This is a genomic window from Candidatus Kosakonia sp. 282A-S69, assembly GCF_029433855.1.
Classification (GTDB): domain Bacteria; phylum Pseudomonadota; class Gammaproteobacteria; order Enterobacterales; family Enterobacteriaceae; genus Kosakonia; species Kosakonia cowanii_A.
Window position 1 is genome coordinate 1,872,584 of sequence record NZ_JAROAU010000003.1, and the last position, 21,213, is coordinate 1,893,796.

Below are 21,213 nucleotides of genomic sequence, written 5' to 3' on the forward strand. Positions count from 1 at the left end.
CTGCTGCCGGGCCGGAAACCACTGAACCGGTCGATCCGCGCAAAGCCGCCGTTGAGGCGGCAATTGCCCGCGCCAAAACGCGTAAAGCGGAGCAGGCGCAGAAAGACGCCGCTGCTGCCGGGCCGGAAACCACTGAACCGGTTGACCCGCGTAAAGCCGCCGTTGAGGCGGCAATTGCCCGCGCCAAAGCGCGTAAAGCGGAGCAGGCACAGAAAGACGCCCCTGCTGCCGGGCCGGAAACCACTGAACCGGTCGATCCGCGCAAAGCCGCCGTTGAGGCGGCAATTGCCCGCGCCAAAGCGCGTAAAGCGGAGCAGGCGCAGAAAGACGCCCCTGCTGCCGGGCCGGAAACCACTGAACCGGTCGATCCGCGCAAAGCCGCCGTTGAGGCGGCGATTGCCCGCGCCAAAGCGCGTAAAGCGGAGCAGGCCCAGGCTCAGGCCGCCGCACAAGAGGCCTCCACGCTTACCCTGGCTGCTAATGACGATCCGCGCAAAGCGGCGGTCGCGGCAGCCATTGCCCGAGTTCAGGCTAAAAAAGCCGCGCAGCAAGCTGTTAACGAGGATTAAATGGTTTTCAGAATCGCAAGTTCCCCTTACACCCATAACCAGCGCCAGACCTCGCGCATTATGTTGCTGGTCACGCTGGCGACGATACCGGGCATCGCCGCACAGCTCTGGTTTTTCGGCTGGGGAACGTTGATCCAGCTTATCCTCGCCATCGTCAGCGCGCTGCTGGCAGAGGCGCTGGTGCTGAAATTGCGTAAACAGTCCGTCAGCCCCATTCTGGCGGATAACTCGGCTCTGCTGACCGGCCTGCTGCTCGCCATCAGTATCCCCTCTTTTGCGCCATGGTGGATGGTGGTGCTGGGCACCCTGTTTGCGGTGATTATCGCCAAGCAGCTCTATGGCGGTCTTGGTCATAACCCCTTCAACCCGGCGATGATCGGCTATGTGGTGCTGCTTATCTCCTTCCCGGTGCAGATGACCAGCTGGTTACCGCCCCATGACATTGCGCGCACGGTGCCCGGTTTGCTGGATGCCATTGGGGTGATCTTCACCGGCCACAGCACGTCAGGCGCGACGATGGATGCGCTGCGCATGGGCGTTGATGGCATTAGCCAGGCGACGCCCCTCGACACCTTTAAAACCTCGCTGCATGCCGGACATAGCGTTGAGCAGATTATGCAGTACCCGATTTACAGCGGCGTGCTGGCAGGCGCAGGCTGGCAGTGGGTCAACCTTGGCTATCTGGCGGGCGGGATCTTTTTGCTGTCGCAAAACACCATTCGCTGGCATATCCCGGTCAGCTTCCTGCTCTCGCTGACCCTCTGCGCCACCCTTGGATGGCTTTTCGCTCCGCAGACCTTCTTAGCGCCGCAGCTGCATCTGCTCTCCGGCGCGACGATGCTTGGTGCGTTCTTTATTCTTACGGACCCGGTCACCGCCTCGACCACGAATAAAGGCCGTCTCATCTTCGGCGCGCTGGCCGGTTTGCTGGTGTGGCTGATCCGCAGCTTTGGTGGTTACCCGGATGGCGTGGCCTTTGCGGTGCTGCTGGCGAATATCACCGTGCCGCTGATTGATTACTACACGCGCCCGCGCGTATATGGGCATCGTTAAGGAGCCGTCATGCTAGAGACAATGCGTAAACATGGCGTCACGCTGGCACTTTTTGCCGCTGGCTCCACCGGGCTGACCGCTGCGATAAACCAGATGACTAAAAGCACCATCGCTGACCAGGCGGTGTTGCAGCAAAAAGCGCTCTTCGATCAGGTGCTGCCGCCCGAGAGCTATACTAACGCGCTGGCAGAGAGCTGCTATGTGGTGAGCGACCCGGCGCTGGGCAAAGGTCCGCACCGCGTGTGGATTGCGCAGAAGGAGAATAAACCGGTGGCGGCGGTCATTGAATCGACCGCGCCTGATGGCTACTCCGGTGCGATCCAGCTGCTGGTCGGCGCTGATTTTAGCGGCACGGTGCTGGGCGTGCGCGTTACCGAACACCATGAAACGCCGGGGCTTGGGGACAAAATCGAGTTGCGCATTAGTAACTGGATCACCTACTTTGCCGGAAAGAAAATTGACGGTCCGGCTGACAGCCACTTCGCCGTGAAGAAAGATGGCGGCGATTTCGATCAGTTTACCGGTGCGACCATCACCCCGCGTGCGGTGGTGAATGCGGTAAAACGCACCGGGATTTACGCCATGACGCTGCCTGAGCAGCTATCCCGTTTGCCAGAGTGTGGAGAGTAAACGATGAGCGAAGTAAAAGAGGTCATTGTCCAGGGGCTGTGGAAAAACAACTCCGCGCTGGTGCAGTTACTCGGCATGTGTCCCCTGCTGGCCGTAACATCGACCGCCACTAACGCCCTCGGGCTGGGGCTGGCAACCACGCTGGTGCTGACCCTGACCAACCTGTTTATCTCCCTGCTGCGTCGCTGGACGCCGTCTGAGATCCGCATTCCCATCTACGTGATGATTATCGCCTCGGTGGTGAGCGCCGTGCAGATGTTGATTAACGCCTATGCTTTTGGTCTCTATCAGTCGCTGGGGATCTTTATTCCGCTGATCGTCACCAACTGTATCGTGGTTGGTCGCGCAGAAGCCTTTGCAGCGAAGAAAGGGCCTGCGCTGTCGGCGCTGGATGGTTTTGCTATTGGTATGGGGGCAACCGGCGCGATGTTTGTGCTCGGCTCGATGCGTGAGATGCTCGGCAACGGCACACTGTTTGACGGTGCAGATGGCCTGCTGGGAAGCTGGGCCAAAGGGCTGCGCATCGAAGTGTTCCATACGGACTCCCCTTTCCTGCTGGCGATGCTACCGCCGGGCGCGTTTATCGGGCTCGGTATGATGCTGGCAGTAAAATATTTAATCGATCAAAAAATGAAAAAACGTCGTGAAGCCGCTGCCGCCGCGCAGGTCAACGACGCGCCAGAGACTTCGCCCGGGAAGGCATAATGAATAAAGCGAAACGCCTCGAAATCCTCACCCGGCTGCGGGAGAACAACCCGCACCCGACCACCGAGCTTAACTTCACTTCGCCGTTTGAACTGCTGATCGCCGTGTTGCTTTCAGCCCAGGCGACGGATGTCAGCGTAAATAAAGCGACGGCGCTGCTCTACCCCGTGGCCAATACGCCGCAGGCGATGCTGGAGCTCGGCGTCGATGGCGTGAAGCAGTACATCAAAACCATCGGCCTTTACAACAGCAAAGCGGAGAACGTCATTAAGACCTGCCGTATTCTGCTGGAAAAACATGGCGGTGAAGTGCCTGAAGATCGGGCCGCGCTGGAAGCCCTGCCGGGCGTCGGGCGTAAAACGGCGAATGTGGTGCTGAATACCGCTTTTGGCTGGCCGACCATCGCTGTCGATACCCATATTTTCCGTGTCTCAAACCGCACACGCTTTGCACCGGGGAAAAATGTCGAAGAGGTGGAGGAGAAGCTGCTGAAAGTGGTGCCAGCGGAGTTTAAGGTCGACTGCCATCACTGGCTTATTTTGCACGGGCGATACACCTGCATCGCCCGTAAGCCCCGCTGCGGCTCCTGCATTATTGAAGATTTGTGCGAATACGACAGCAAGACCGAGTAATGCCTCAGAAGGGACGTACCACCGCCAGCAGTGTAATCACCACGGTAAAGAGCACCAGCAGCAGCGTAGCGTTATTCAGCATGCCTGGGCGCTTCAGGGTTTCACCGTTCGCCAGCCGACGCAGCGTGGCAGAGAGAAAGCCATGCAGGCCCGATAACAGCACCACAAACACAATCTTGACGATTAACCAGAGGTGCGGCATCTGCCCGTAGGCCACCAGCATGGCGATCCCGGCTATCCACAGCACCACCATTGCCGGGCTGGTCATTCTGCGGTTCCAGCTGCGCACATCATTAAGCAGCATCTGGGTGGTGCTTTTATCTTTCTGCCGCAGGCTCCACTGCGCCACCATGGCTGTCATCAGCATGCCGCCAATCCAGATAATCGCGCTGACAATATGTACTGCGTTGATCCACGGATGAAAATTCATCGCTTTGCTCCCATAAAAATGAAGTCAGAAGTCTGCCACTGCGGCACCCTGCTGTCATGAACAACCGGCTTATCCGGCAAAAATTGTTAATGATTTCTCTGTTAAGCCTATCGCCTGTGCAAAATGGCGCCACAAAGTGGCTGATTTCAGGAGATAACTCATTGTGACACCCCTCACAACTCTGCAAAAGAGTCTCCCGATAACATGATTGAGCAGTGGAATTGCTGTTTGAGCAAATAATCGTCCACTTATACACTTTCAGCTAGTTAAAACCTTTTTTTAGAAGAAAAAAATCCAACGCTGAGCAATGTTCGCTTTAATTGCTAAGGTAATGTTAATAAAGGGCTAAATGTTAAAACGCAGCCCTCCCTGATATCCACCCCACTCCTCGCACGGCGGGACATCTAACCAGATATGTCTCATAAACCAGCCCGATGCACTGCCTGCACGCAAAAATAGCCGAACATATCCCTTAACCCCGCTCAGGTATGTTAAGAACCAGTAGAAAAATCCACTTTTACCAGAATGATAAAATTAAACTCTGAATAACAATTCAGTTTGCCGAGCAAAGTTATGCGCTGGATCTATGTAACAGAATATGTCAAAAGACTTGCCTCGCAGGCCAGGATAGTGAACATTACCCGCCGTTTCTCCTCCCAATATAACTAAAAGCGTGATGCAAACGGGTCGTCGCGCGCTGAATACCCCCCGTTAATATGGGATGTAAAAAAAGAGGTCTACGTGTCAACTGCAAACAAACCAACAGAAAGCGTTAGTATGAACGCTTTCAAACAACCGAAAGCGTTCTATCTCATCTTCTCTATCGAACTGTGGGAACGTTTTGGTTACTACGGCCTGCAAGGAATTATGGCCGTTTACCTGGTTAAGCAACTGGGAATGTCGGAATCAGACTCCATTACGCTCTTCTCCTCTTTTAGCGCCCTGGTCTATGGTCTGGTGGCTATCGGCGGCTGGCTGGGCGACAAAGTGCTCGGTACCAAACGTGTGATCCTGCTGGGCGCAGTTGTGCTGGCGCTGGGTTATGCACTGGTGGCATGGTCTGGTCACGATGCCAGCATTGTCTATATGGGCATGGCGGCTATCGCAGTCGGTAACGGTCTGTTTAAAGCCAACCCCTCTTCGCTGCTCTCAACCTGCTATGAAAAGGATGACCCGCGTCTCGACGGCGCATTCACCATGTATTACATGGCGGTGAACGTTGGATCCTTCTTCTCAATGTTGGCCACGCCGTGGCTGGCTGCCCGCTTTGGCTGGAGTACCGCCTTTGGTCTGAGCGTAGTCGGCCTGCTGATTACCATCGTTAACTTTGCTTTCTGCAAACGCTGGGTGAAAAACTACGGCTCGAAGCCAGACTTCGAACCGCTGCGCATTGGCTACCTGCTGGCAACCATTGTGGGTATCGCGGTGCTGATCGCCATCGCCACCTGGCTGCTGCATAACCAGGGTATCGCGCGTATGGTGCTGGGCGTGATTGCACTGGGCATTATCGCTATCTTCGCCAAAGAGACCTTTACCCTGCGTGGCGCGGCGCGCCGTAAGATGATCGTCGCCTTTATCCTGATGGTGCAGGCTATCGTCTTCTTCGTGCTCTACAGCCAGATGCCGACCTCCCTGAACTTCTTCGCTATCCGTAACGTTGAACATACCCTGTTTGGCCTTGCGTTCGAGCCGGAGCAGTACCAGGCGCTGAACCCGTTCTGGATCATTATCGGTAGCCCCATTCTTGCCGCTATCTACAACAAAATGGGCGATACCCTGCCAATGCCGCACAAGTTTGCCATCGGGATGGTGCTCTGCTCGTGCGCGTTCCTCGTGCTGCCGCTGGGTACCAAGTTCGCCTCTGATGCCGGGATTGTTTCCGTAAGCTGGCTGATCGCGAGCTATGGCCTGCAGAGTATTGGTGAGCTGATGATCTCCGGCCTTGGCCTGGCGATGGTCGCGCAGCTGGTGCCGCAGCGTCTGATGGGCTTTATTATGGGCAGCTGGTTCCTGACCACTGCGGGCGCGAATATTATCGCCGGCTACGTGGCTAACCAGATGGCAATCCCGGAGAACGTCACCGACCCGCTGATGTCCCTGAACATCTACGGTAGCGTCTTCCTGCAGATTGGTATTGCGACGGCGGTGATTGCCGTGCTGATGGTGCTGACCGCGCCGAAGCTGAACCGCATGACCCAGAGCCGTGACGACGCGGATGAAGCGTCCAAAACTGCCACTGCCTAATCGCAGGCGGGTAAAAATGGAGAAGCCGTTAACGTCAGTTAGCGGCTTTTTTTTTATGCAACGGCGTACTACTCTATGCCGGAATTTAGATAAAAGGAAACGTCGATGAAACTGTTCTACAAGCCAGGTGCCTGCTCACTTGCCTCCCACATCGCGCTGCGCGAAGCCGGGAAAGAGATTACCCTTATCAGCGTCGATCTGATGAAAAAACGTCTGGAAGATGGCGAAGACTTTTTCGCGATTAACCCGAAAGGCCAGGTTCCCGCGCTGCTGCTGGATGACAACACGCTGGTCACCGAAGGCGTTGCCATTATGCAGTACGTTGCAGATAACGCGCCACAAAGCCAGCTGCTGCCGGCTGTCGGTACGCTGCCGCGCTACAAGGCGCTGGAGTGGCTGAACTATATCGCCACCGAACTGCACAAGGGCTTCACCCCGCTGTTCCGCCCGGATACGCCGGAAGAGTACAAACCGACCGTTCGCGCACAGCTGGAGAAGAAGCTGCACTACGTTAACGACGCCCTGAGCGCTAACGGCTGGATTAGTGGTGAGCACTTCACCCTTGCCGATGGCTATCTCTTTACCGTGCTGCGCTGGGCGCATGCGGTGAAACTCGATATGAGTGGTCTGAGTAACATTGAAGCCTACATGGCGCGCGTTGCGGCACGCCCGGCGGTGGCAGCAGCCCTCTCTGCGGAAGGCATTGCCTGATTTAAAGAAGCCTGCCTAAACGCAGGGCAAAGAAAAAGGCGGGAAAATCCCGCCTTTTTTATCGACTGGAGCCAGAGAATTACTTCCAGCACACCAGGCAGTAGTTCTTCTTACCGCGACGCAGCAGCGTGTAGCGACCAAACAGACGGTCGGCATCCGTGAAGAAATACTCCGGATCGGCCTGCTTTTCACCGTTAATGGTGACAGCATTTGAGGCGATGGTTTTGCGCGCCTGACCACGAGAGGGCTGCAGCTCCGAGTCAACAAGGGCCTGCATCAGATCCGCGCCCTTCTCCATCTCGACCATCGGCACGCCATCCTGCGCCAGCTGCTCAAAGTCAGCTTCGCTGAGATCGCTCAGCGTACCGTTGAACAGGCTTGCGGTGATACGTTTCGCCGCGGTCAGCCCCTCGTCACCGTGAACCAGACGCGTCACCTGCTCGGCCAGCACATACTGCGCGCGCGGCGCTTTCCCGCTGTTCTTATCCTCTTCTTCCAGCGCGTTGATCTCGGCGATGTCCATAAAGGTGAAGAACTTCAGGAAGCGATAGACATCGGCATCCGCGGTGTTGATCCAGAACTGGTAGAACTTGTACGGGCTGGTTTTCTTCGGATCGAGCCACACCGCGCCGCCTTCGGTTTTACCAAACTTGGTGCCGTCGGCTTTAGTGATCAGCGGTACGGTCAGGCCAAAGACCTGGTTCTGATGCAGACGACGCGTCAGATCGATACCGGAGGTAATGTTGCCCCACTGATCGGAGCCGCCAATCTGCAACGCCACGCCATAGCGCTCGTTAAGGCAGGCAAAGTCATAACCCTGCAGCAGGTTGTAGGAGAACTCGGTGAAGGAGATGCCGACATCATCACGGTTCAGACGCTGTTTGACCGCTTCTTTGTTAATCATCTGGTTAACAGAGAAGTGCTTACCAATGTCGCGCAGGAAGGTCAGCACGTTCATGCTGCCGAACCAGTCGTAGTTGTTGGCCGCAACAGCCGCGTTCTCGCCGCAGTCAAAATCGAGGAACGGTGCTACCTGATTGCGGATCTTGTCGACCCACTCCTGCACGGTATCTTCGGTGTTAAGTTTACGCTCGGTGGCTTTAAAGCTCGGATCGCCGATAAGCCCCGTTGCGCCGCCCACCAGCGCGACCGGTTTATGACCCGCCTGCTGGAAGCGTTTCAGGCATAACAATGGAACCAGATGCCCCAAGTGCAAGCTGTCAGCGGTGGGATCGAAGCCGCAATAGAGCGCGATTGGCCCCTGCGCCAGTCGCTCTGCTAACGCTTCCTCATCCGTCACCTGGGCCACCAGGCCCCGCTCTTGCAATTGTTTAATCAAGTTACTGCTAGCCATCAAATTCTCCATGTATAAAACGGACTGCACCTATGCCGGTACACGACTTTTCGCCAGATGCGAAAGGATACTTCAGGGGGGCAGATAGCATAAAGCGCCGGGCTACGTTGCACCAGCGCTTATCACAACATTTTCGGCGTTTTACGGTGCCAGACGGTCGATTTTCCACGCGTTATTTTCACGCTGGTACAAAAAACGATCGTGCAGACGATTTGCGCCGCCCTGCCAGAACTCCATCTGCTCAATCGGGATGCGGTACCCGCCCCAGAAACTGGGCAGTGGCACTTCACCCTGCTGGAATTTCTGTTTCAGTTCGAGGAATTTACTTTCGAGGATACCGCGCGCGGAGATGCGGCTCGATTGCTTCGAGACCCATGCGCCAATCTGGCTGTCGCGTGGGCGACTGTGGAAATATTTCACCACTTCAAGCGTGGAGAGACGCTCCGCTTTGCCGGTCACCATGACCTGGCGCTCCAGCATGTGCCACGGGAAGAGCAGACTGATGGCCGGGTTATGTTCCAGGTGCTGCGCTTTGCGGCTGCCGAGGTTGGTGTAAAACACCAGCCCCTTTTCGTCATAGTGCTTAAGCAGCACGATGCGCTGGTAAGGTTGACCCTGCTCATCGACAGTGGCGACCACCATGGCGGTCGGGTCAGCGAGCTGCGCTTCGCACGCCTGACCAAGCCAGCGTTCAAAAAGCGTTAAGGGATCGGCGGGAAGGTCGGCGCGGCGCAGACCGCCTTTGGTGTACTCACGGCGCAGGTGCGCAATGTGCTGCAATTGATCGTTATCAGTCATGGCGTTAGCGAAAGTTGTCCTCAGGGAGAGCTATTATGCGCCCCCCGGTGAAAATCTCAACGCTGCGGAATTAACTGACAGTTGTTTAAGACAATGCGGTCACGTTTATAGACGGTGGCGCCGTCACCTTTTGACCAGAAAACGTACACGCCGTCAGTGTAACGCGCGCCGGAGGCGGAGAGCCCCTGCTGCAGGGTCAGTTGCTGGTTATCAAGAACGAAACTCGCCTGCTGGCGCGTCTGGTTGATTTTAACGGTCAGCGGCTTTTCATCACACTGATACGCAAGGGTATCGGTGTGCATGCGCTCGACGAACTGGTTGTAATAACTGCATCCGGCGAGCAGCGCGGGCAGACAGATGATAAGGATTTTTTTCATAGGATACTCCGGGACGCTCCTGGTCACGGAGAGCGAAGCGCCCTCCTTAAACCCGGTCAGTCTAGCGGCGTACCCCTGAAGTAAAATGCGGTTAACTCTGATTCTGCCGTGGGTTTGCCGGGAAGATAGCCCCCAGCACCGTTGGTGCGGCCGCACCGGTCACCGAGGGGAGGTTGCCCGGCAACCCGGCAAGTGTGCGCCAGGCCAGCCACGCAAAGGCCAGTGCCTCCATATCATCGCCGCTGATCCCGGCATCATCAGTTGGAGCCACTTCGATACCGGGAAGCTGGCTTGCCAGACGCGCCATTAAAAGCGGGTTGCGGCTACCGCCACCGCACACCAGCAGACGTTCGCAGCCGCCGCTGAGCAACACCTGTTCGGAGATGGTAACCGCTGTCAGCTCCACCAGCGTGGCCTGCACGTCGCAGGCGGCAAGCCCCGGATAGTGAACAAGATGACGCTCCAGCCAGCCTGCGTTGAAATATTCCCGCCCGGTGCTTTTCGGCGCCGGCTCGGCGAAATAGGGATCGCTTAACATTCTTTGCAGCAGCGGCAGGATGACCTTCCCTTCGCTCGCCCACTGCGCGTTCTCATCATAAGGTTTGCCCTGGTTGCGCCAGATCCACGCATCAAGCAGCATATTCCCCGGCCCGGTGTCGAAACCTCTGACCGGCTGGCCTGGGATCAGCAGTGAGAGATTGGCGATACCGCCAATATTGAGCACCATCCGCCGCTCAACCGGATGCGCAAGCAGCGCGTGATGAAAGGCAGGCACCAGCGGCGCGCCCTGCCCGCCGAGCGCCATATCGCGGCGACGAAAATCGCCGACAACGGTGACGCCGGTACGCGCGGCGATCTGGTTGTTATCGCCAATTTGCAACGTATGGGGTGCCGCGCCAGTAGGCTCGTGCCAGACAGTCTGGCCATGACAGCCAATCGCCACAATATCTTGCGCAATGAGTTGTTCTCTGTCCATCAACGCCAATACCGCATCTGCAAAGAGTTTGCCGAGCTGTGTATCGAGGCGACCAAGCTGAGAGAGAGTCAGTTGCTGCCCCTGGCAGATGCCGAGGATCCCCTCTTTAAGCGGCAGCGGAATGGGAAAGGTCAGGCTTGCCTGCTGCGCGACCATGGTGTCGTCGATGGCAGCCAGCACCACATCCACCCCATCCAGACTGGTTCCCGACATCACCCCAATATAGCGACCTGATTTCATACCTCTTCCTTTCTTGCATGACAGAGAGGCTCCACTCCACCATAAAGCGTCCATTTACGCCATCGACAGCAAACACTTTTTAACAATCGTCATCCTTGTGCTTAAGTGAAAATGGCGCAAAGTGTGCTTATAATCGCTTCGTTTAGATCGGGTTAATCGCGCTTTGTGTATCATTTTTTTCGGTAATTGGCTGAAGATTCGAGTGGCATCGCGAATATGCCATATAATTTAGCCATGACGGATGCTCGCAAGGGCGTTACATGGTGAACAGGAGATTCATAAATGATGTTACGTGCACTGGCAGTTTCGCTGGTTGGTTTTACATTGGCCGGGTGTGTGAATAACGACTCGCTCTCTGGCGACGTCTACTCTGCATCCGAAGCCAAACAGGTGCAAAATGTCACTTACGGCACCGTGGTTAACGTTCGTCCGGTGCAGATTCAGGGCGGTGATGACAGCAATGTTATTGGCGCGTTGGGCGGTGCCGTGCTGGGTGGATTCCTGGGCAACACTATTGGCGGCGGCGCAGGTCGTTCGCTGGCAACGGCCGCAGGCGCAGTAGCGGGTGGCGTTGCGGGTCAATCCGCTCAGGGTGCGATGAACAAAACCCAGGGCGTGGAGCTGGAAATCCGTAAAGATGACGGCAACACCATTATGGTGGTGCAGAAACAGGGTAAAACCCAATATGTGGCAGGTCAGCGCGTCGTAATGGCGAGTAACGGCCGCGAAATTACCGTTTCCCCGCGTTAATCCTCAATAGGTGCGGTCATGCTGATGGCCGCATAAGCTTGCCCGGCAGCGGGCATAAAAAAAGCCTTGCGATTGCAAGGCTTTTTGCTGTCAGTCCCGCGCCTGGAGCTCAGTGATATTGTGCTCCAGCCGGGCAATCATCTTAATTAACAGATCAAGCTCCTCCGCAGAGAACCCGGATAAAATCTCACCCCGGGTCTTACGAATTACCGTCTCCATCTGATCGATGATAGGCGACGCTTTGTCGGTCAATTTAATGCGTTTTGCCCGCCGATCGCTGGCGCAAGTCTGGCGAGAAATCAGCCCCTTCTCTTCCAGTTGATCGAGCGTGCGCACCAGTGAAGGCTGCTCAATGCCGATCGCTTTTGCCAGTTGAATTTGCGACTGATCGGGCGGTAACTGATGAATATTGTGCAGCGTCACCCAGTGTGTCTGCGTTAATTCCAGAGGTTTCAGGCGATGGTCAATCAAAGCGCGCCAGATGCGCACTAAGCGTGCCAGATCAGAACCTAATGGCGATTCCAATTTCATCTCCTTATAATTAGTTTGCTAAGTTATTATACTCATTTTAGAATAGTTTGCAGCATTTATATTTGTAAAACAAATATATTGCTCGTCTCGCCAGGGCTTGTGCCGCACCGTTTTTCACGCGGTGGTGCACTCATTTAAACAGGACACAGACGCGTGAAATTGACTTCAAGTTCTCCCGATATCCCTTTTCAGGATCTTATCTTTGGCGCCTCGGTCTATTTCCCGCCGATCTGCAAAGCCGTGCTGCTGGGCTTTCTCCTCTGGTTGATGGTTCACCGCCTGCTGCGCGACTGGATTTACGCGGGTGACATCTGGCACCCGGTGCTGCTGGATCTCTCCCTCTTTGTAATAGCACTGAGCCTCGCGCTCGGTCTGTTAATGGTGTGGTAACTATGAGGCTTAACTCGCTGAAGTATTTATCAACTTTATTGGTGGTGGCGATTGCGCTGGTCGCAGGCTGGTGGATGTGGCATGTCTATATGCAGTCGCCCTGGACGCGCGATGGCAAAGTCCGGGCCGAGCAGGTGAGCATCACGCCGCAGGTCTCCGGCAGCATTCGCGAACTGGCGGTGAAAGATAACCAGTATGTTCACGCCGGCGATCTGCTGTTTCATCTTGATGATACGCCTTATCAGATTGCAGTGGTCAATGCTGAAGGGCAACTGGCAAAGGCGCAGACCGAGCTTGCGAAAGCGAATAACGAGGCCAGTCGCCGCCGCCACCTCTCCCATAACTACATTTCGGCCGAAGATCTCGACACCGCCAATATTGGTGTCAAAGCCGCGCAGGCCGATGTCGCCGTGGCAACCGCGCAACTTAATCAGGCGAAATGGCAGCTGGCACAGACCCGCGTCACCGCGCCGGTGGAGGGTTGGGTGACCAATCTCTCGGCGCGCACCGGAAACTATGCCACTGCCGGCCAGCCGGTTTTCGCGCTGGTCGACAGCCACTCATTTTATGTCGTCGGCTATTTCGAAGAGACCAAGCTGCGGCACATTCGTGAAGGTGCCGCAGCGAAGATAGTGCTCTACAGCAGCAATAAAACGTTACAGGGTCACGTAGCCAGTATTGGCCGCGCTATCTATGATCAGAGTGTGGCCACCGACAGCGGGCTGGTGGCAGATATAAAACCCACCGTTCCGTGGGTGCGGCTGGCGCAGCGTGTGCCGGTCCGTATTCAGTTCGACGCCCTGCCACAGGGGGTGACGCTGGTCTCCGGCACTACCTGCACCGTGACGATTAGCGAGCAGCCATGAACAGGCTGAGCCGGCTGTGGCAAAACCTGCCGTGGGTAAAAGCGACCGGCGGCCAGTGGCGCTACGCGCTGCGCAATGGCATTGCCATGTGCCTGGCGCTGACGCTTGCCTATGCGCTCAATCTTGACGAGCCCTACTGGGCGATGACCTCTGCGGCGGTGGTCAGTTTTCCTACCGTCGGCGGCGTAATCAGCAAAAGCCTTGGACGCATTGCTGGCAGCCTGCTTGGTGCATGCGCCGCACTGATTATCGCCGGGCAAACGCTTAACGATCCGTGGTTTTTTCTCTTTGCCATGGCGGGCTGGATAGCCTTTTGCACCTGGGCCTGCGCCCAGTTCAGCAATAATGTCGCCTACGCATTCCAACTCGCTGGCTACACTGCCGCCATCATCGCGTTTGCGATGACCAATATCACTGAAATCACCGAGCTGTGGGATATCGCCCAGGCACGTGTCTGCGAAGTGATCCTCGGTATTCTATGCGGCGGCGTGATGATGATGATCCTGCCCGGCACCGCCGATGGCCCCACGCTGCTCGCCGCGCTCAGAACAATGCATGCCCGTCTGCTGGAGCACGCCAGTCTGCTCTGGCAGGCTGAGACCACCGACGCTATGCGCAGCGCGCATGAAAGCGTGATCGGGCAGATCCTCACCACCAACCTGCTGCGCATCCAGGCATTCTGGAGCCACTATCGCTTTCGCCGTCAAAACCGGGTGCTCACCTGGCTGCTCCATCAGCAGTTGCGCATGACCAGCGTCATCTCAAGCCTGCGACGAATGCTGCTTAACTGGCCCGCCGCGCCCGCCGCTCTGCGCCCGGTGCTTGAGCAGCTGCTGGCGGAATTAGCCCACCCGCGCGCCGATGCGCTGACGGTCGCACGCATCATCTCCCCGCTGGCACCTGCGCAGGAGGCGGATTATCGTCATCATGCTTTCTGGCAGCGGCTGCGCTACTTCTGCCGTTTATACCTGGCCAGCCGCCGCTGGTTGCGCCATCTGGAAAACGCCTCGCCTGGAGGTGTTGTGCTGCCGCCGCGCAGCCCGGCATTAATGCGTGATATCGATAATGCCGAGGCGCTGTGGAGCGGGCTGAGAACCTTTGTCGCCCTGATTCTGGTTGGGGTATGGAGTCTTAGCGCGCAGTGGGAGCATGGCGCCGCCGCGCTAACGCTGGCAGCGATCAGCTGCGTGCTCTACTCCGTTTCGCCCGCGCCGTTTAACTCTTTAACCCTGCTGCTACGCACCCTTGCGCTGCTGACGCTGTTTAGCTTTGTTGTGAAGTTCGGCCTGATGGTGCAGATCAACGCGCTGGCGATGTTTCTGCTGTTTCTCTTTCCGCTGCTTACCACCCTGCAGTTGCTGAAGCTACAGATGCCAAAGCGCGCCGGGTTGTGGGGGCAGCTGATTGTCTTTATGGGATCGTTTATTGCGGTGAGTAACCCGCCGGTGTTTGATTTCGCTGCTTTTCTCAATGACGATCTGGCAAAAATCCTCGGTGTGGGTCTGGCCTGGCTCGCCTTCGCCGTGCTACGACCGGGTTCGGATGCACGCAGAAGCCGTCGCCATATTCGCGCCCTGCGCCGCCATTTTGTTGACCAGTTGAGCAGCGCGCCCAGACTTGACGAGCACCACTATGAATCGGTTGTGTATCACCACATCAGCCAGCTTAGTAACAGCCAGGATGCGCAGGCCCGGCGCTGGTTGTTGCGCTGGGGCGTGGTGCTGCTCAACTGCTCGCATGTCGTGTGGCAGCTACGCGGCTGGGAGACGCGTTCTGATCCGTTAAGCCGGGTACGCAATCGTGCGATTGGTTTGCTGCGGGGTGTGATGAGCGAGCGCGGCGTGCAGCAGCGATCGCTTAACGCCACGCTCGCAGAGTTAGCGCGGATTTGCGCGGCGCTGGGCCAACATCACCAGCCCGCCGCGCGGGAGCTCGCCTCGCTTATCTGGCGCCTCTACTGCGCGCTTGCCCAGCTGGAAAACGCGCCTGCGCCAGGCACGATTAGTGAGCCGGTTACTTAATCACACCGCAGGCATAACGCGCCCCGCCGCCGCCGAGCGGTTTCGGCTGATCGGACATGTTATCGCCACCGACGTGGATCATCAGCGCTTTACCTTTCACCTCATCCAGCTTTTTCAGGCGCGGCGCGACAACGGCATCGGTCGCTTTGCCGTCGTTATTGACCACCAGCACCGGCAGGTCACCTAAATGCCCTTCCCCTTCCGGCCCTTCATGTTTGCCCGTGTTATGGGGATCGAGATGACCTCCCGCCGCTTCAGCGGCAGAGGGCTTGCCCTCTTTCATCGCCGGTTCGCAGCTGCCTTTGGCATGAACATGAAAACCGTGCTCACCGGGTGGCAAGGCGTTGAGATCGGGCGCGAACTCCAGCCCTTTATCGGTTTCGCTAATCTTCACGCTACCGACGGACTGCCCGACGCCCTGCGCGGTAACGAGGTTCATCTGCACTTCTTCACTGGCGGCCTGCGCCCCCGCACAGGTGAGCAGAGCCAGCATTGCCAGACTAAAACGCTTCATATGACCTCCATTGGAATGTTTTCGCTCTGTTAGTGTAAACCAGAGCGGCACATTTCACCGGGAGGTCATGTATTTAGCTTACGGCACGTCGTAGCCGAGCGCCGCTTTACGGATGCGGAACCACTGCTGGCGGGACATCTGCAGCTTCATCGCGCCGAGAGAAGAACGCACGCGCTCAATTTTGCCGGAGCCGATGATCGGCAGCGGCGCAGAGGGTAAACGCAGCACCCAGGCATAGATCACCTGCTCAATGTTTTCTGCATTTAGCTCGCTCGCCACCTGGTGCAGCTCGTCGCGCAGCGGCTGGCAGTCGGCATCGCTGAAGATGCGCCCGCCGCCCAGGCAGGACCACGCCATCGGCCGGATGCGCAGTTGCTGAAGCTGATCGAGCGTGCCATCAAGCAGCAGCGGCTGGTGCACGGGAGAGATCTCCACCTGATTGGTGACCAGCGTAAACGGCAGGCGCGATTGCAGCAGGGAGAACTGCGCGGGCGTGAAGTTAGAGACGCCGAAGTGGCGTACTTTACCGCTCTGATGCAGTTGCAAAAAGGCTTCGGCTACTTCGTCGGCATCCATCAGCGGATCCGGACGATGGATCAACAGCAGATCGAGATAGTCGGTCGCCAGGTTCACCAACGACTGCTCGGCGCTGTGAATGATATGGTCGCGTTCGGTGATGTAATGGCCGATCGCGTGTTGCGGCTTCGCGGTAGTGGCGATGCCGCATTTGGTGACCATCTCCATACGCGCGCGCAGATGCGGAGCAAGTTTAAGGGCTTCACCGAACGCGGCTTCACACTGATAGCCGCCATAGATATCGGCATGATCGACAGTGGTGACGCCAAGATCGAGATGGGCTTCAATAAAACTCACCAGCTGGCGCGGCGTGAAATTCCACTCCATCAGACGCCAGTAACCCATCACAAAACGTGAGAACTCAGGACCTTGCGGCGCAAGGGCAATACGCTGGACCATCATGGTTTCCTCGAAGGTAATTTGCCCCGAGTATACCCACTTTTGCCCTTAAAACAGCGAAGGTTGATCAGGTTCTTCCGGCGGCTGGTCACGCATTGCGCGTAATTTACGCTGCCAGCGCTGGCGGCAGAGGCGCAGCACCTCCTGCTTTTGCGCGTCACTCATCGCTTGCCAGTTAAAGCGCTCATCGCGGCTGCGCATACAGCCACGGCAAAAGCCGCGTTCATCTGTCTGACAGATGCCGCGACATGGACTCTGGACCGGGAAAAACTCCAGTTGTTCAGGCAATGGACGCTCCATAGATGCAGGCTTTCTCTACATTCAAGACCGCAGCGAGATATTGCGCAACTGTTAAAAACGCATTGTTCGCCAATTGCCATCACAAAGTTCGCCCGCTAGAGTGTGTCGATGCGCAAGAATTCTGAACATGACACACGCGAACACTTACTGGCCACCGGCGAGCAGCTCTGTATGCATCGCGGCTTTACCGGCATGGGGTTAAGCGAATTATTAAAAACGGCGGAAGTGCCAAAAGGCTCCTTCTACCACTACTTTCGCTCGAAAGAGGCGTTTGGCGTGGCGATGCTTGAGCGCCACTACGCCGGTTACCACCAGCGGCTGGCGAACCATTTTGCCAGCGGCCCGGGCACGGCGCGCGACAGATTGCTGGCCTATTATCAGGAGACCCTGAAGCAATTTTGCCAGCATGGCAATATCAGCGGCTGTCTGACCGTCAAGCTCTCGGCAGAGGTGTGCGATCTCTCGGAAGATATGCGCACGGCCATGGACAGCGGCGCGAGTGGCATTATCACCCTGCTCGCACAGGCGCTGGAACAGGGACGCGAGGAGAAGAGTCTCGCCTTTGCAGGCGAAGCCCGCACTCAGGCACAGGTATTATATGCCCTGTGGCTCGGTGCTAACCTGCAGGCAAAAATTTCGCGCAGTGCCCTGCCGCTGGAAAGCGCGCTGGCGCATGCGCAGCAGATCATTACCCGGCCTGAATAACATCAGGCTTTTTATTTCATTTTTTACTAGTCGACCGGTCTATTCAGGAGTTGTTTATGTCCAGTAAATTATTTACGCCGTTGAAAGTCGGTGCCATTACCGTACCGAACCGCGTGTTGATGGCGCCCCTGACGCGCCTGCGCAGCATTGAGCCGGGCGATGTTCCAACGCCGCTGATGGCCGAGTACTACCGCCAGCGCGCCAGCGCCGGGCTTATCATCAGTGAAGCGACGCAAATCTCCGCACAGGCCAAAGGCTATGCGGGCGCGCCGGGTCTGCACAGCGACGAGCAGATCGCCGCATGGAAAAAGATCACCGATGCGGTGCATGCCGATGATGGCCGCATTGCGGTTCAGCTGTGGCACACCGGCCGTATCTCTCACAGCAGCCTGCAACCGGGCGGCGCTGCACCGGTTGCACCGTCTGCTATCAGCGCGGGTACCCGTACCTCTCTGCGTGATGAGCACGGCAACGCCACCCGTGAAGATACCTCCATGCCGCGTGCGCTGGAGACTGATGAGATCCCGGGCATCGTCAACGATTTCCGCCAGGCCGTCGCCAACGCGCGCGAAGCCGGTTTTGATCTGGTTGAGCTGCACTCTGCCCACGGCTACCTGCTGCACCAGTTCCTCTCACCTTCAGCTAACCAGCGTACCGACCAGTATGGCGGCAGCGTTGAGAACCGCGCGCGCCTGGTGCTGGAAGTGATTGATGCCGTGTGTGAAGAGTGGAGCGCCGATCGCATTGGTATTCGCATCTCGCCGATTGGCTCATTCCAGAACACTGATAACGGCCCGAACGAAGAAGCTGACGCGCTCTACCTGATTGAAGAGTTGGGTAAACGCGGTATCGCTTACCTGCACATGTCCGAGCCGGACTGGGCGGGCGGCGAACCCTACAGCGAGACGTTCCGTGAAAAAGTGCGTGCGCGCTTCCATGGCCCCATTATCGGCGCGGGCGCATACAGCGTTGAGAAAGCGGAAGATCTGATTAGCAAGGGGCTGATTGATGCCGTGGCCTTTGGCCGTGCCTACATCGCCAACCCGGATCTGGTAAAACGCCTGCAGTTGAAAGCGGAGCTCAACCCGCAGCGTCCGGAAAGCTTCTATGGCGGCGGCGCGGAAGGCTACACCGACTACCCTTCTCTCTGAGAAGCGGATTGAGATTTGATAGCGGCCCGGATCGGCCGCTATACTAAAACCGTGTTTCGAACCGGAACGTTAACGCATTCATAAAAGAGGATATTATGCGCTTACTTCACACCATGCTGCGCGTCGGCGACCTGCAACGCTCAATCAACTTCTACACCAACGTGCTGGGCATGAAACTGCTGCGCACCAGCGAAAACCCGGAGTACAAATATTCGCTGGCTTTTGTCGGTTACGGTGATGAGAGCGAAGAAGCGGTCATTGAGCTGACCTACAACTGGGGTGTCGACAGCTATGAGCTTGGCACGGCGTATGGTCACATCGCGCTGAGCGTGGAAAACGCGGCGGAGTCCTGCGAAGCGATTCGTAAAAACGGCGGCAACGTCACCCGTGAAGCAGGCCCGGTTAAAGGCGGCACCACGGTTATCGCCTTCGTAGAAGATCCGGACGGTTACAAAATCGAACTGATTGAAGAGAAAGACGCCGGACGCGGTCTGGGTCACTGATCTCCCCGGGCGCGCAATGCGCCCGCTGTTTTACTTCTTTCCGTAAAATTTGCCATAATGCGCTGCCCTTTTTTCCTATCAAGAGATCCTGATGTCCGATAATGCTCAACTGACTGCTCTGTGCGACCGTTTTCGCGGTTTTTACCCTGTGGTGATCGATGTTGAAACCGCCGGGTTTAACGCCAAAACTGACGCCCTGCTGGAAGTCGCCGCCGTTACGTTAAAAATGGATGAGCAAGGCTGGCTGATGCCTGACAGCACCCTGCACTTTCATGTTGAGCCATTCGAAGGGGCTAATCTGCAGCCGGAAGCGCTGGCATTTAATGGCATCGATCCAACGAACCCGCTACGCGGCGCGGTCAGCGAATATGACGCCCTGCATGCCATATTCAAAATGGTGCGCAAAGGCATGAAAGACCAGAACTGCAACCGCGCAATCATGGTGGCACATAACGCGACATTCGATCACGGCTTTATGATGGCTGCCGCCGAGCGTACGGCGATGAAACGCAATCCTTTTCACCCCTTTGTGACTTTTGATACCGCCTCATTGAGCGGGCTGGCGCTGGGACAAACGGTGCTCTCTAAAGCCTGTGCCGCCGCCGGTATCGCCTTTGACGCCACCCAGGCGCACTCTGCGTTATATGACACAGAGCAGACTGCACAACTGTTTTGTGAAATCGTTAATCGATGGAAGCGACTTGGCGGCTGGCCGCTGCCGACGCCAGAGGTGGATTCCGAAGCCTGAAAAAAACCGGTCTGTTGACCGGTTTTTTTATTAAAAGTGGTAGACCAGCCCGGCAGTGGTGAGCAGCGCGGAGTGTTCTATTCCGCCGGTCTCCTTGAAGGTGGCGCGCGCATAGGTCCCCTCCTTCACGAAGAGGGCGGTATTCTCCCCTTTTTTGTTTAACGTGCGATCCCATCGGCTTTCCAGATAGAGCTTTGCCTGCTGGGTAAGGTAATAGCCGACGTTAGCAGAGAGGGAAAAGCTCTGCTGGTGCCGGGTGGTATCCATGAAGGTGATGTTGCGCAAGTAGTGCTGATCTGTCGCCTGCGCCCTTACCCAGCGGCTATATTTCAGACTGGTTCCTGCTTCAACATTGCCATAGCGATAACGACCGGTAAGGCCCACATAGGGCATGTTGAAGCGCTGTGAATATCCGAGAACTTTCACATCCTCGAAACGGCCAACCTTTGCGCCATTATTGTGGCTGAAGGTGCCACCGTGCGCAGAGAAGCTGGTACGACTTTCCCGATAGCCGCCCATCACGCCAAGCCGCCAGTCAGGCTGGTGAACAAGCCAGCCCGTCAGATGAAGATCCCACTGGTTTGCGAAATTGAGCCACGTATCAGGGTGAGCGCTGTGGTCGGTCCAGCGCTGTTGTGACGCCCGCTGCCAGTCGTAATCATCCATCTTGCTGCCACTGTGCGCGACAGTGGTCCACCCGGATGCCCCGAAAGTGAACCATGAACGCACCGGCCACTCGATAGCGCCCTGTACTAGGAGCGCGTGACGGTAACGCCAGTCAAGCTGGCTGATTTTGCGTCCGCCCTCATCAGTGTCGTAGACTCGCTCTTTCGCCGTTCCGCTCAGCGTGCCCAGTGAGAGACTTGTCATCACGTTATCCTTGCTTACCAGCGACTGATGCTGTGCAGCTGCTGAAAAAGCAAGTGGAAGGGTCATCAACGCCATCATCTTGACTCTTTTTTTCATCATTCATCCTTAATTAAGGCAATTCTGCGCACAGTTCGTCATCAGAAAAGGCTGCCACAGTTTGTCAATAATCT

General features: G+C 56.8%; 24 protein-coding genes and 1 pseudogene. 15 read left to right on the plus strand and 10 right to left on the minus strand.

Annotated features, from left to right (window positions below; all coding sequences use genetic code 11):
• The 5 genes and pseudogenes from PU683_RS14525 to nth all read left to right on the plus strand — a co-directional run.
• Positions 1 to 569: pseudogene (locus tag PU683_RS14525) on the plus strand (electron transport complex subunit RsxC); the annotation flags it as partial.
• The gene (gene rsxD, locus PU683_RS14530) at positions 570 to 1,622 is read left to right on the plus strand and encodes an electron transport complex subunit RsxD (RefSeq protein ID WP_277172637.1); all 1,053 of its coding nucleotides are present in this window, start codon (positions 570 to 572) and stop codon (positions 1,620 to 1,622) included. It abuts the pseudogene before it with no gap.
• 9 nt (positions 1,623 to 1,631) lie between these two features.
• The gene (rsxG, locus tag PU683_RS14535) at positions 1,632 to 2,252 is read left to right on the plus strand and encodes an electron transport complex subunit RsxG (RefSeq protein ID WP_277172639.1); all 621 of its coding nucleotides are present in this window, start codon (positions 1,632 to 1,634) and stop codon (positions 2,250 to 2,252) included.
• 3 nt (positions 2,253 to 2,255) lie between these two features.
• Complete coding sequence (locus tag PU683_RS14540; RefSeq protein ID WP_076769773.1) at positions 2,256 to 2,957, plus strand: electron transport complex subunit E; 702 nt, start codon at positions 2,256 to 2,258, stop codon at positions 2,955 to 2,957.
• The gene (gene nth, locus PU683_RS14545) at positions 2,957 to 3,589 is read left to right on the plus strand and encodes an endonuclease III (RefSeq protein ID WP_277172642.1); all 633 of its coding nucleotides are present in this window, start codon (positions 2,957 to 2,959) and stop codon (positions 3,587 to 3,589) included. The genes PU683_RS14540 and nth overlap by 1 nt, the downstream gene beginning before the upstream one ends.
• A 4-nt stretch (positions 3,590 to 3,593) precedes the next feature.
• On the opposite strand, the gene PU683_RS14550 is transcribed toward nth, so the two are convergent.
• Positions 3,594 to 4,019, minus strand: coding sequence for a CopD family protein (locus PU683_RS14550; RefSeq protein WP_277172644.1), 426 nt, complete (start codon positions 4,017 to 4,019; stop codon positions 3,594 to 3,596).
• A 741-nt stretch (positions 4,020 to 4,760) separates the two neighbouring features.
• Between PU683_RS14550 and dtpA the strand changes: the two genes are divergently transcribed.
• A complete protein-coding gene (dtpA, locus tag PU683_RS14555) occupies positions 4,761 to 6,263 on the plus strand; it encodes a dipeptide/tripeptide permease DtpA (RefSeq protein ID WP_277172646.1) in 1,503 nt (500 codons plus the stop codon).
• A gap of 105 nt (positions 6,264 to 6,368) precedes the next feature.
• Positions 6,369 to 6,974, plus strand: coding sequence for a glutathione transferase GstA (gene gstA / locus PU683_RS14560; protein ID WP_277172648.1), 606 nt, complete (start codon positions 6,369 to 6,371; stop codon positions 6,972 to 6,974).
• 79 nt (positions 6,975 to 7,053) lie between these two features.
• Here gstA and tyrS read toward each other — a convergent pair whose 3' ends face one another.
• The 4 genes from tyrS to anmK all read right to left on the minus strand — a co-directional run bounded on the left by tyrS (position 7,054) and on the right by anmK (position 10,719).
• Positions 7,054 to 8,328, minus strand: a complete 1,275-nt coding sequence (gene tyrS / locus PU683_RS14565) for a tyrosine--tRNA ligase (RefSeq protein ID WP_094420006.1) — start codon at positions 8,326 to 8,328, stop codon at positions 7,054 to 7,056.
• Positions 8,329 to 8,469: 141 nt separating this feature from the next.
• Entirely contained in the window at positions 8,470 to 9,126 is a 657-nt protein-coding gene (pdxH, locus tag PU683_RS14570) for a pyridoxamine 5'-phosphate oxidase (protein ID WP_270220808.1), read from the minus strand.
• Positions 9,127 to 9,182: 56 nt separating this feature from the next.
• Positions 9,183 to 9,503: a C-type lysozyme inhibitor gene (gene mliC, locus PU683_RS14575; RefSeq protein ID WP_124968452.1), complete on the minus strand. Its 321-nt coding sequence runs from the start codon at positions 9,501 to 9,503 to the stop codon at positions 9,183 to 9,185.
• Between the two features lie 91 nt (positions 9,504 to 9,594).
• Positions 9,595 to 10,719, minus strand: coding sequence for an anhydro-N-acetylmuramic acid kinase (anmK, locus tag PU683_RS14580; protein ID WP_277172654.1), 1,125 nt, complete (start codon positions 10,717 to 10,719; stop codon positions 9,595 to 9,597).
• Between the two features lie 282 nt (positions 10,720 to 11,001).
• On the opposite strand from anmK, the gene slyB reads away from it, so the two are divergent.
• Positions 11,002 to 11,469, plus strand: coding sequence for an outer membrane lipoprotein SlyB (slyB, locus tag PU683_RS14585; RefSeq protein WP_023481629.1), 468 nt, complete (start codon positions 11,002 to 11,004; stop codon positions 11,467 to 11,469).
• A gap of 90 nt (positions 11,470 to 11,559) precedes the next feature.
• On the opposite strand, the gene slyA is transcribed toward slyB, so the two are convergent.
• Complete coding sequence (slyA, locus tag PU683_RS14590) at positions 11,560 to 12,000, minus strand: transcriptional regulator SlyA (protein WP_277172658.1); 441 nt, start codon at positions 11,998 to 12,000, stop codon at positions 11,560 to 11,562.
• A gap of 153 nt (positions 12,001 to 12,153) precedes the next feature.
• Between slyA and PU683_RS14595 the strand changes: the two genes are divergently transcribed.
• The 3 genes from PU683_RS14595 to PU683_RS14605 are packed head-to-tail and all read left to right on the plus strand — an operon-like array spanning position 12,154 to position 15,277.
• The gene (locus PU683_RS14595; protein WP_277172662.1) at positions 12,154 to 12,390 is read left to right on the plus strand and encodes a DUF1656 domain-containing protein; all 237 of its coding nucleotides are present in this window, start codon (positions 12,154 to 12,156) and stop codon (positions 12,388 to 12,390) included.
• Positions 12,391 to 12,392: 2 nt separating this feature from the next.
• A complete protein-coding gene (locus PU683_RS14600; RefSeq protein ID WP_277172664.1) occupies positions 12,393 to 13,256 on the plus strand; it encodes an efflux RND transporter periplasmic adaptor subunit in 864 nt (287 codons plus the stop codon).
• On the plus strand, positions 13,253 to 15,277 hold the full coding sequence (locus PU683_RS14605) for an FUSC family protein (RefSeq protein WP_277172666.1): 2,025 nt from the start codon (positions 13,253 to 13,255) through the stop codon (positions 15,275 to 15,277). The genes PU683_RS14600 and PU683_RS14605 overlap by 4 nt, the downstream gene beginning before the upstream one ends.
• On the opposite strand, the gene sodC is transcribed toward PU683_RS14605, so the two are convergent.
• From sodC to PU683_RS14620, 3 genes are all read right to left on the minus strand, one after another.
• Positions 15,270 to 15,791 (minus strand): superoxide dismutase [Cu-Zn] SodC, encoded by a 522-nt coding sequence (gene sodC, locus PU683_RS14610; RefSeq protein ID WP_277172668.1) that lies wholly within the window; start codon positions 15,789 to 15,791, stop codon positions 15,270 to 15,272. The two genes, PU683_RS14605 and sodC, sit on opposite strands and share 8 nt — an antisense overlap.
• 78 nt (positions 15,792 to 15,869) lie before the next feature.
• On the minus strand, positions 15,870 to 16,766 hold the full coding sequence (locus PU683_RS14615; RefSeq protein ID WP_277174298.1) for an aldo/keto reductase: 897 nt from the start codon (positions 16,764 to 16,766) through the stop codon (positions 15,870 to 15,872).
• 48 nt (positions 16,767 to 16,814) lie between these two features.
• A complete protein-coding gene (locus PU683_RS14620) occupies positions 16,815 to 17,054 on the minus strand; it encodes a DUF1289 domain-containing protein (protein ID WP_277172671.1) in 240 nt (79 codons plus the stop codon).
• A 120-nt stretch (positions 17,055 to 17,174) separates the two neighbouring features.
• On the opposite strand from PU683_RS14620, the gene PU683_RS14625 reads away from it, so the two are divergent.
• The 4 genes from PU683_RS14625 to rnt all read left to right on the plus strand — a co-directional run bounded on the left by PU683_RS14625 (position 17,175) and on the right by rnt (position 20,173).
• Positions 17,175 to 17,771 (plus strand): TetR/AcrR family transcriptional regulator, encoded by a 597-nt coding sequence (locus PU683_RS14625; protein WP_277172673.1) that lies wholly within the window; start codon positions 17,175 to 17,177, stop codon positions 17,769 to 17,771.
• A 56-nt stretch (positions 17,772 to 17,827) separates the two neighbouring features.
• Complete coding sequence (gene nemA / locus PU683_RS14630) at positions 17,828 to 18,922, plus strand: alkene reductase (RefSeq protein ID WP_277172676.1); 1,095 nt, start codon at positions 17,828 to 17,830, stop codon at positions 18,920 to 18,922.
• A gap of 95 nt (positions 18,923 to 19,017) precedes the next feature.
• On the plus strand, positions 19,018 to 19,425 hold the full coding sequence (gene gloA / locus PU683_RS14635; protein WP_023481879.1) for a lactoylglutathione lyase: 408 nt from the start codon (positions 19,018 to 19,020) through the stop codon (positions 19,423 to 19,425).
• A 91-nt stretch (positions 19,426 to 19,516) separates the two neighbouring features.
• Positions 19,517 to 20,173, plus strand: coding sequence for a ribonuclease T (gene rnt, locus PU683_RS14640; RefSeq protein ID WP_277172679.1), 657 nt, complete (start codon positions 19,517 to 19,519; stop codon positions 20,171 to 20,173).
• 30 nt (positions 20,174 to 20,203) lie between these two features.
• Here rnt and PU683_RS14645 read toward each other — a convergent pair whose 3' ends face one another.
• Positions 20,204 to 21,043 (minus strand): omptin family outer membrane protease, encoded by an 840-nt coding sequence (locus tag PU683_RS14645; RefSeq protein ID WP_277172682.1) that lies wholly within the window; start codon positions 21,041 to 21,043, stop codon positions 20,204 to 20,206.
• Between the last annotated feature and the right edge of the window lie 170 nt (positions 21,044 to 21,213).

Excerpts from the sequence above, each read along its gene's own strand:
- PU683_RS14625 (WP_277172673.1), top strand. The coding sequence starts at position 17,175 with ATGCGCAAGAATTCTGAACATGACACACGCGAACACTTACTGGCCACC.
- anmK (WP_277172654.1), bottom strand. The coding sequence starts at position 10,719 with ATGAAATCAGGTCGCTATATTGGGGTGATGTCGGGAACCAGTCTGGAT.
- PU683_RS14605 (WP_277172666.1), top strand. The coding sequence starts at position 13,253 with ATGAACAGGCTGAGCCGGCTGTGGCAAAACCTGCCGTGGGTAAAAGCG.
- pdxH (WP_270220808.1), bottom strand. The coding sequence starts at position 9,126 with ATGACTGATAACGATCAATTGCAGCACATTGCGCACCTGCGCCGTGAG.
- rsxD (WP_277172637.1), top strand. The coding sequence starts at position 570 with ATGGTTTTCAGAATCGCAAGTTCCCCTTACACCCATAACCAGCGCCAG.
- PU683_RS14645 (WP_277172682.1), bottom strand. The coding sequence starts at position 21,043 with ATGACAAGTCTCTCACTGGGCACGCTGAGCGGAACGGCGAAAGAGCGA.
- rnt (WP_277172679.1), top strand. The coding sequence starts at position 19,517 with ATGTCCGATAATGCTCAACTGACTGCTCTGTGCGACCGTTTTCGCGGT.
- slyB (WP_023481629.1), top strand. The coding sequence starts at position 11,002 with ATGATGTTACGTGCACTGGCAGTTTCGCTGGTTGGTTTTACATTGGCC.
- gloA (WP_023481879.1), top strand. The coding sequence starts at position 19,018 with ATGCGCTTACTTCACACCATGCTGCGCGTCGGCGACCTGCAACGCTCA.
- sodC (WP_277172668.1), bottom strand. The coding sequence starts at position 15,791 with ATGAAGCGTTTTAGTCTGGCAATGCTGGCTCTGCTCACCTGTGCGGGG.
- PU683_RS14550 (WP_277172644.1), bottom strand. The coding sequence starts at position 4,019 with ATGAATTTTCATCCGTGGATCAACGCAGTACATATTGTCAGCGCGATT.
- nemA (WP_277172676.1), top strand. The coding sequence starts at position 17,828 with ATGTCCAGTAAATTATTTACGCCGTTGAAAGTCGGTGCCATTACCGTA.
- PU683_RS14600 (WP_277172664.1), top strand. The coding sequence starts at position 12,393 with ATGAGGCTTAACTCGCTGAAGTATTTATCAACTTTATTGGTGGTGGCG.
- PU683_RS14615 (WP_277174298.1), bottom strand. The coding sequence starts at position 16,766 with ATGGTCCAGCGTATTGCCCTTGCGCCGCAAGGTCCTGAGTTCTCACGT.
- nth (WP_277172642.1), top strand. The coding sequence starts at position 2,957 with ATGAATAAAGCGAAACGCCTCGAAATCCTCACCCGGCTGCGGGAGAAC.
- slyA (WP_277172658.1), bottom strand. The coding sequence starts at position 12,000 with ATGAAATTGGAATCGCCATTAGGTTCTGATCTGGCACGCTTAGTGCGC.
- rsxG (WP_277172639.1), top strand. The coding sequence starts at position 1,632 with ATGCTAGAGACAATGCGTAAACATGGCGTCACGCTGGCACTTTTTGCC.
- tyrS (WP_094420006.1), bottom strand. The coding sequence starts at position 8,328 with ATGGCTAGCAGTAACTTGATTAAACAATTGCAAGAGCGGGGCCTGGTG.
- PU683_RS14540 (WP_076769773.1), top strand. The coding sequence starts at position 2,256 with ATGAGCGAAGTAAAAGAGGTCATTGTCCAGGGGCTGTGGAAAAACAAC.
- gstA (WP_277172648.1), top strand. The coding sequence starts at position 6,369 with ATGAAACTGTTCTACAAGCCAGGTGCCTGCTCACTTGCCTCCCACATC.
- mliC (WP_124968452.1), bottom strand. The coding sequence starts at position 9,503 with ATGAAAAAAATCCTTATCATCTGTCTGCCCGCGCTGCTCGCCGGATGC.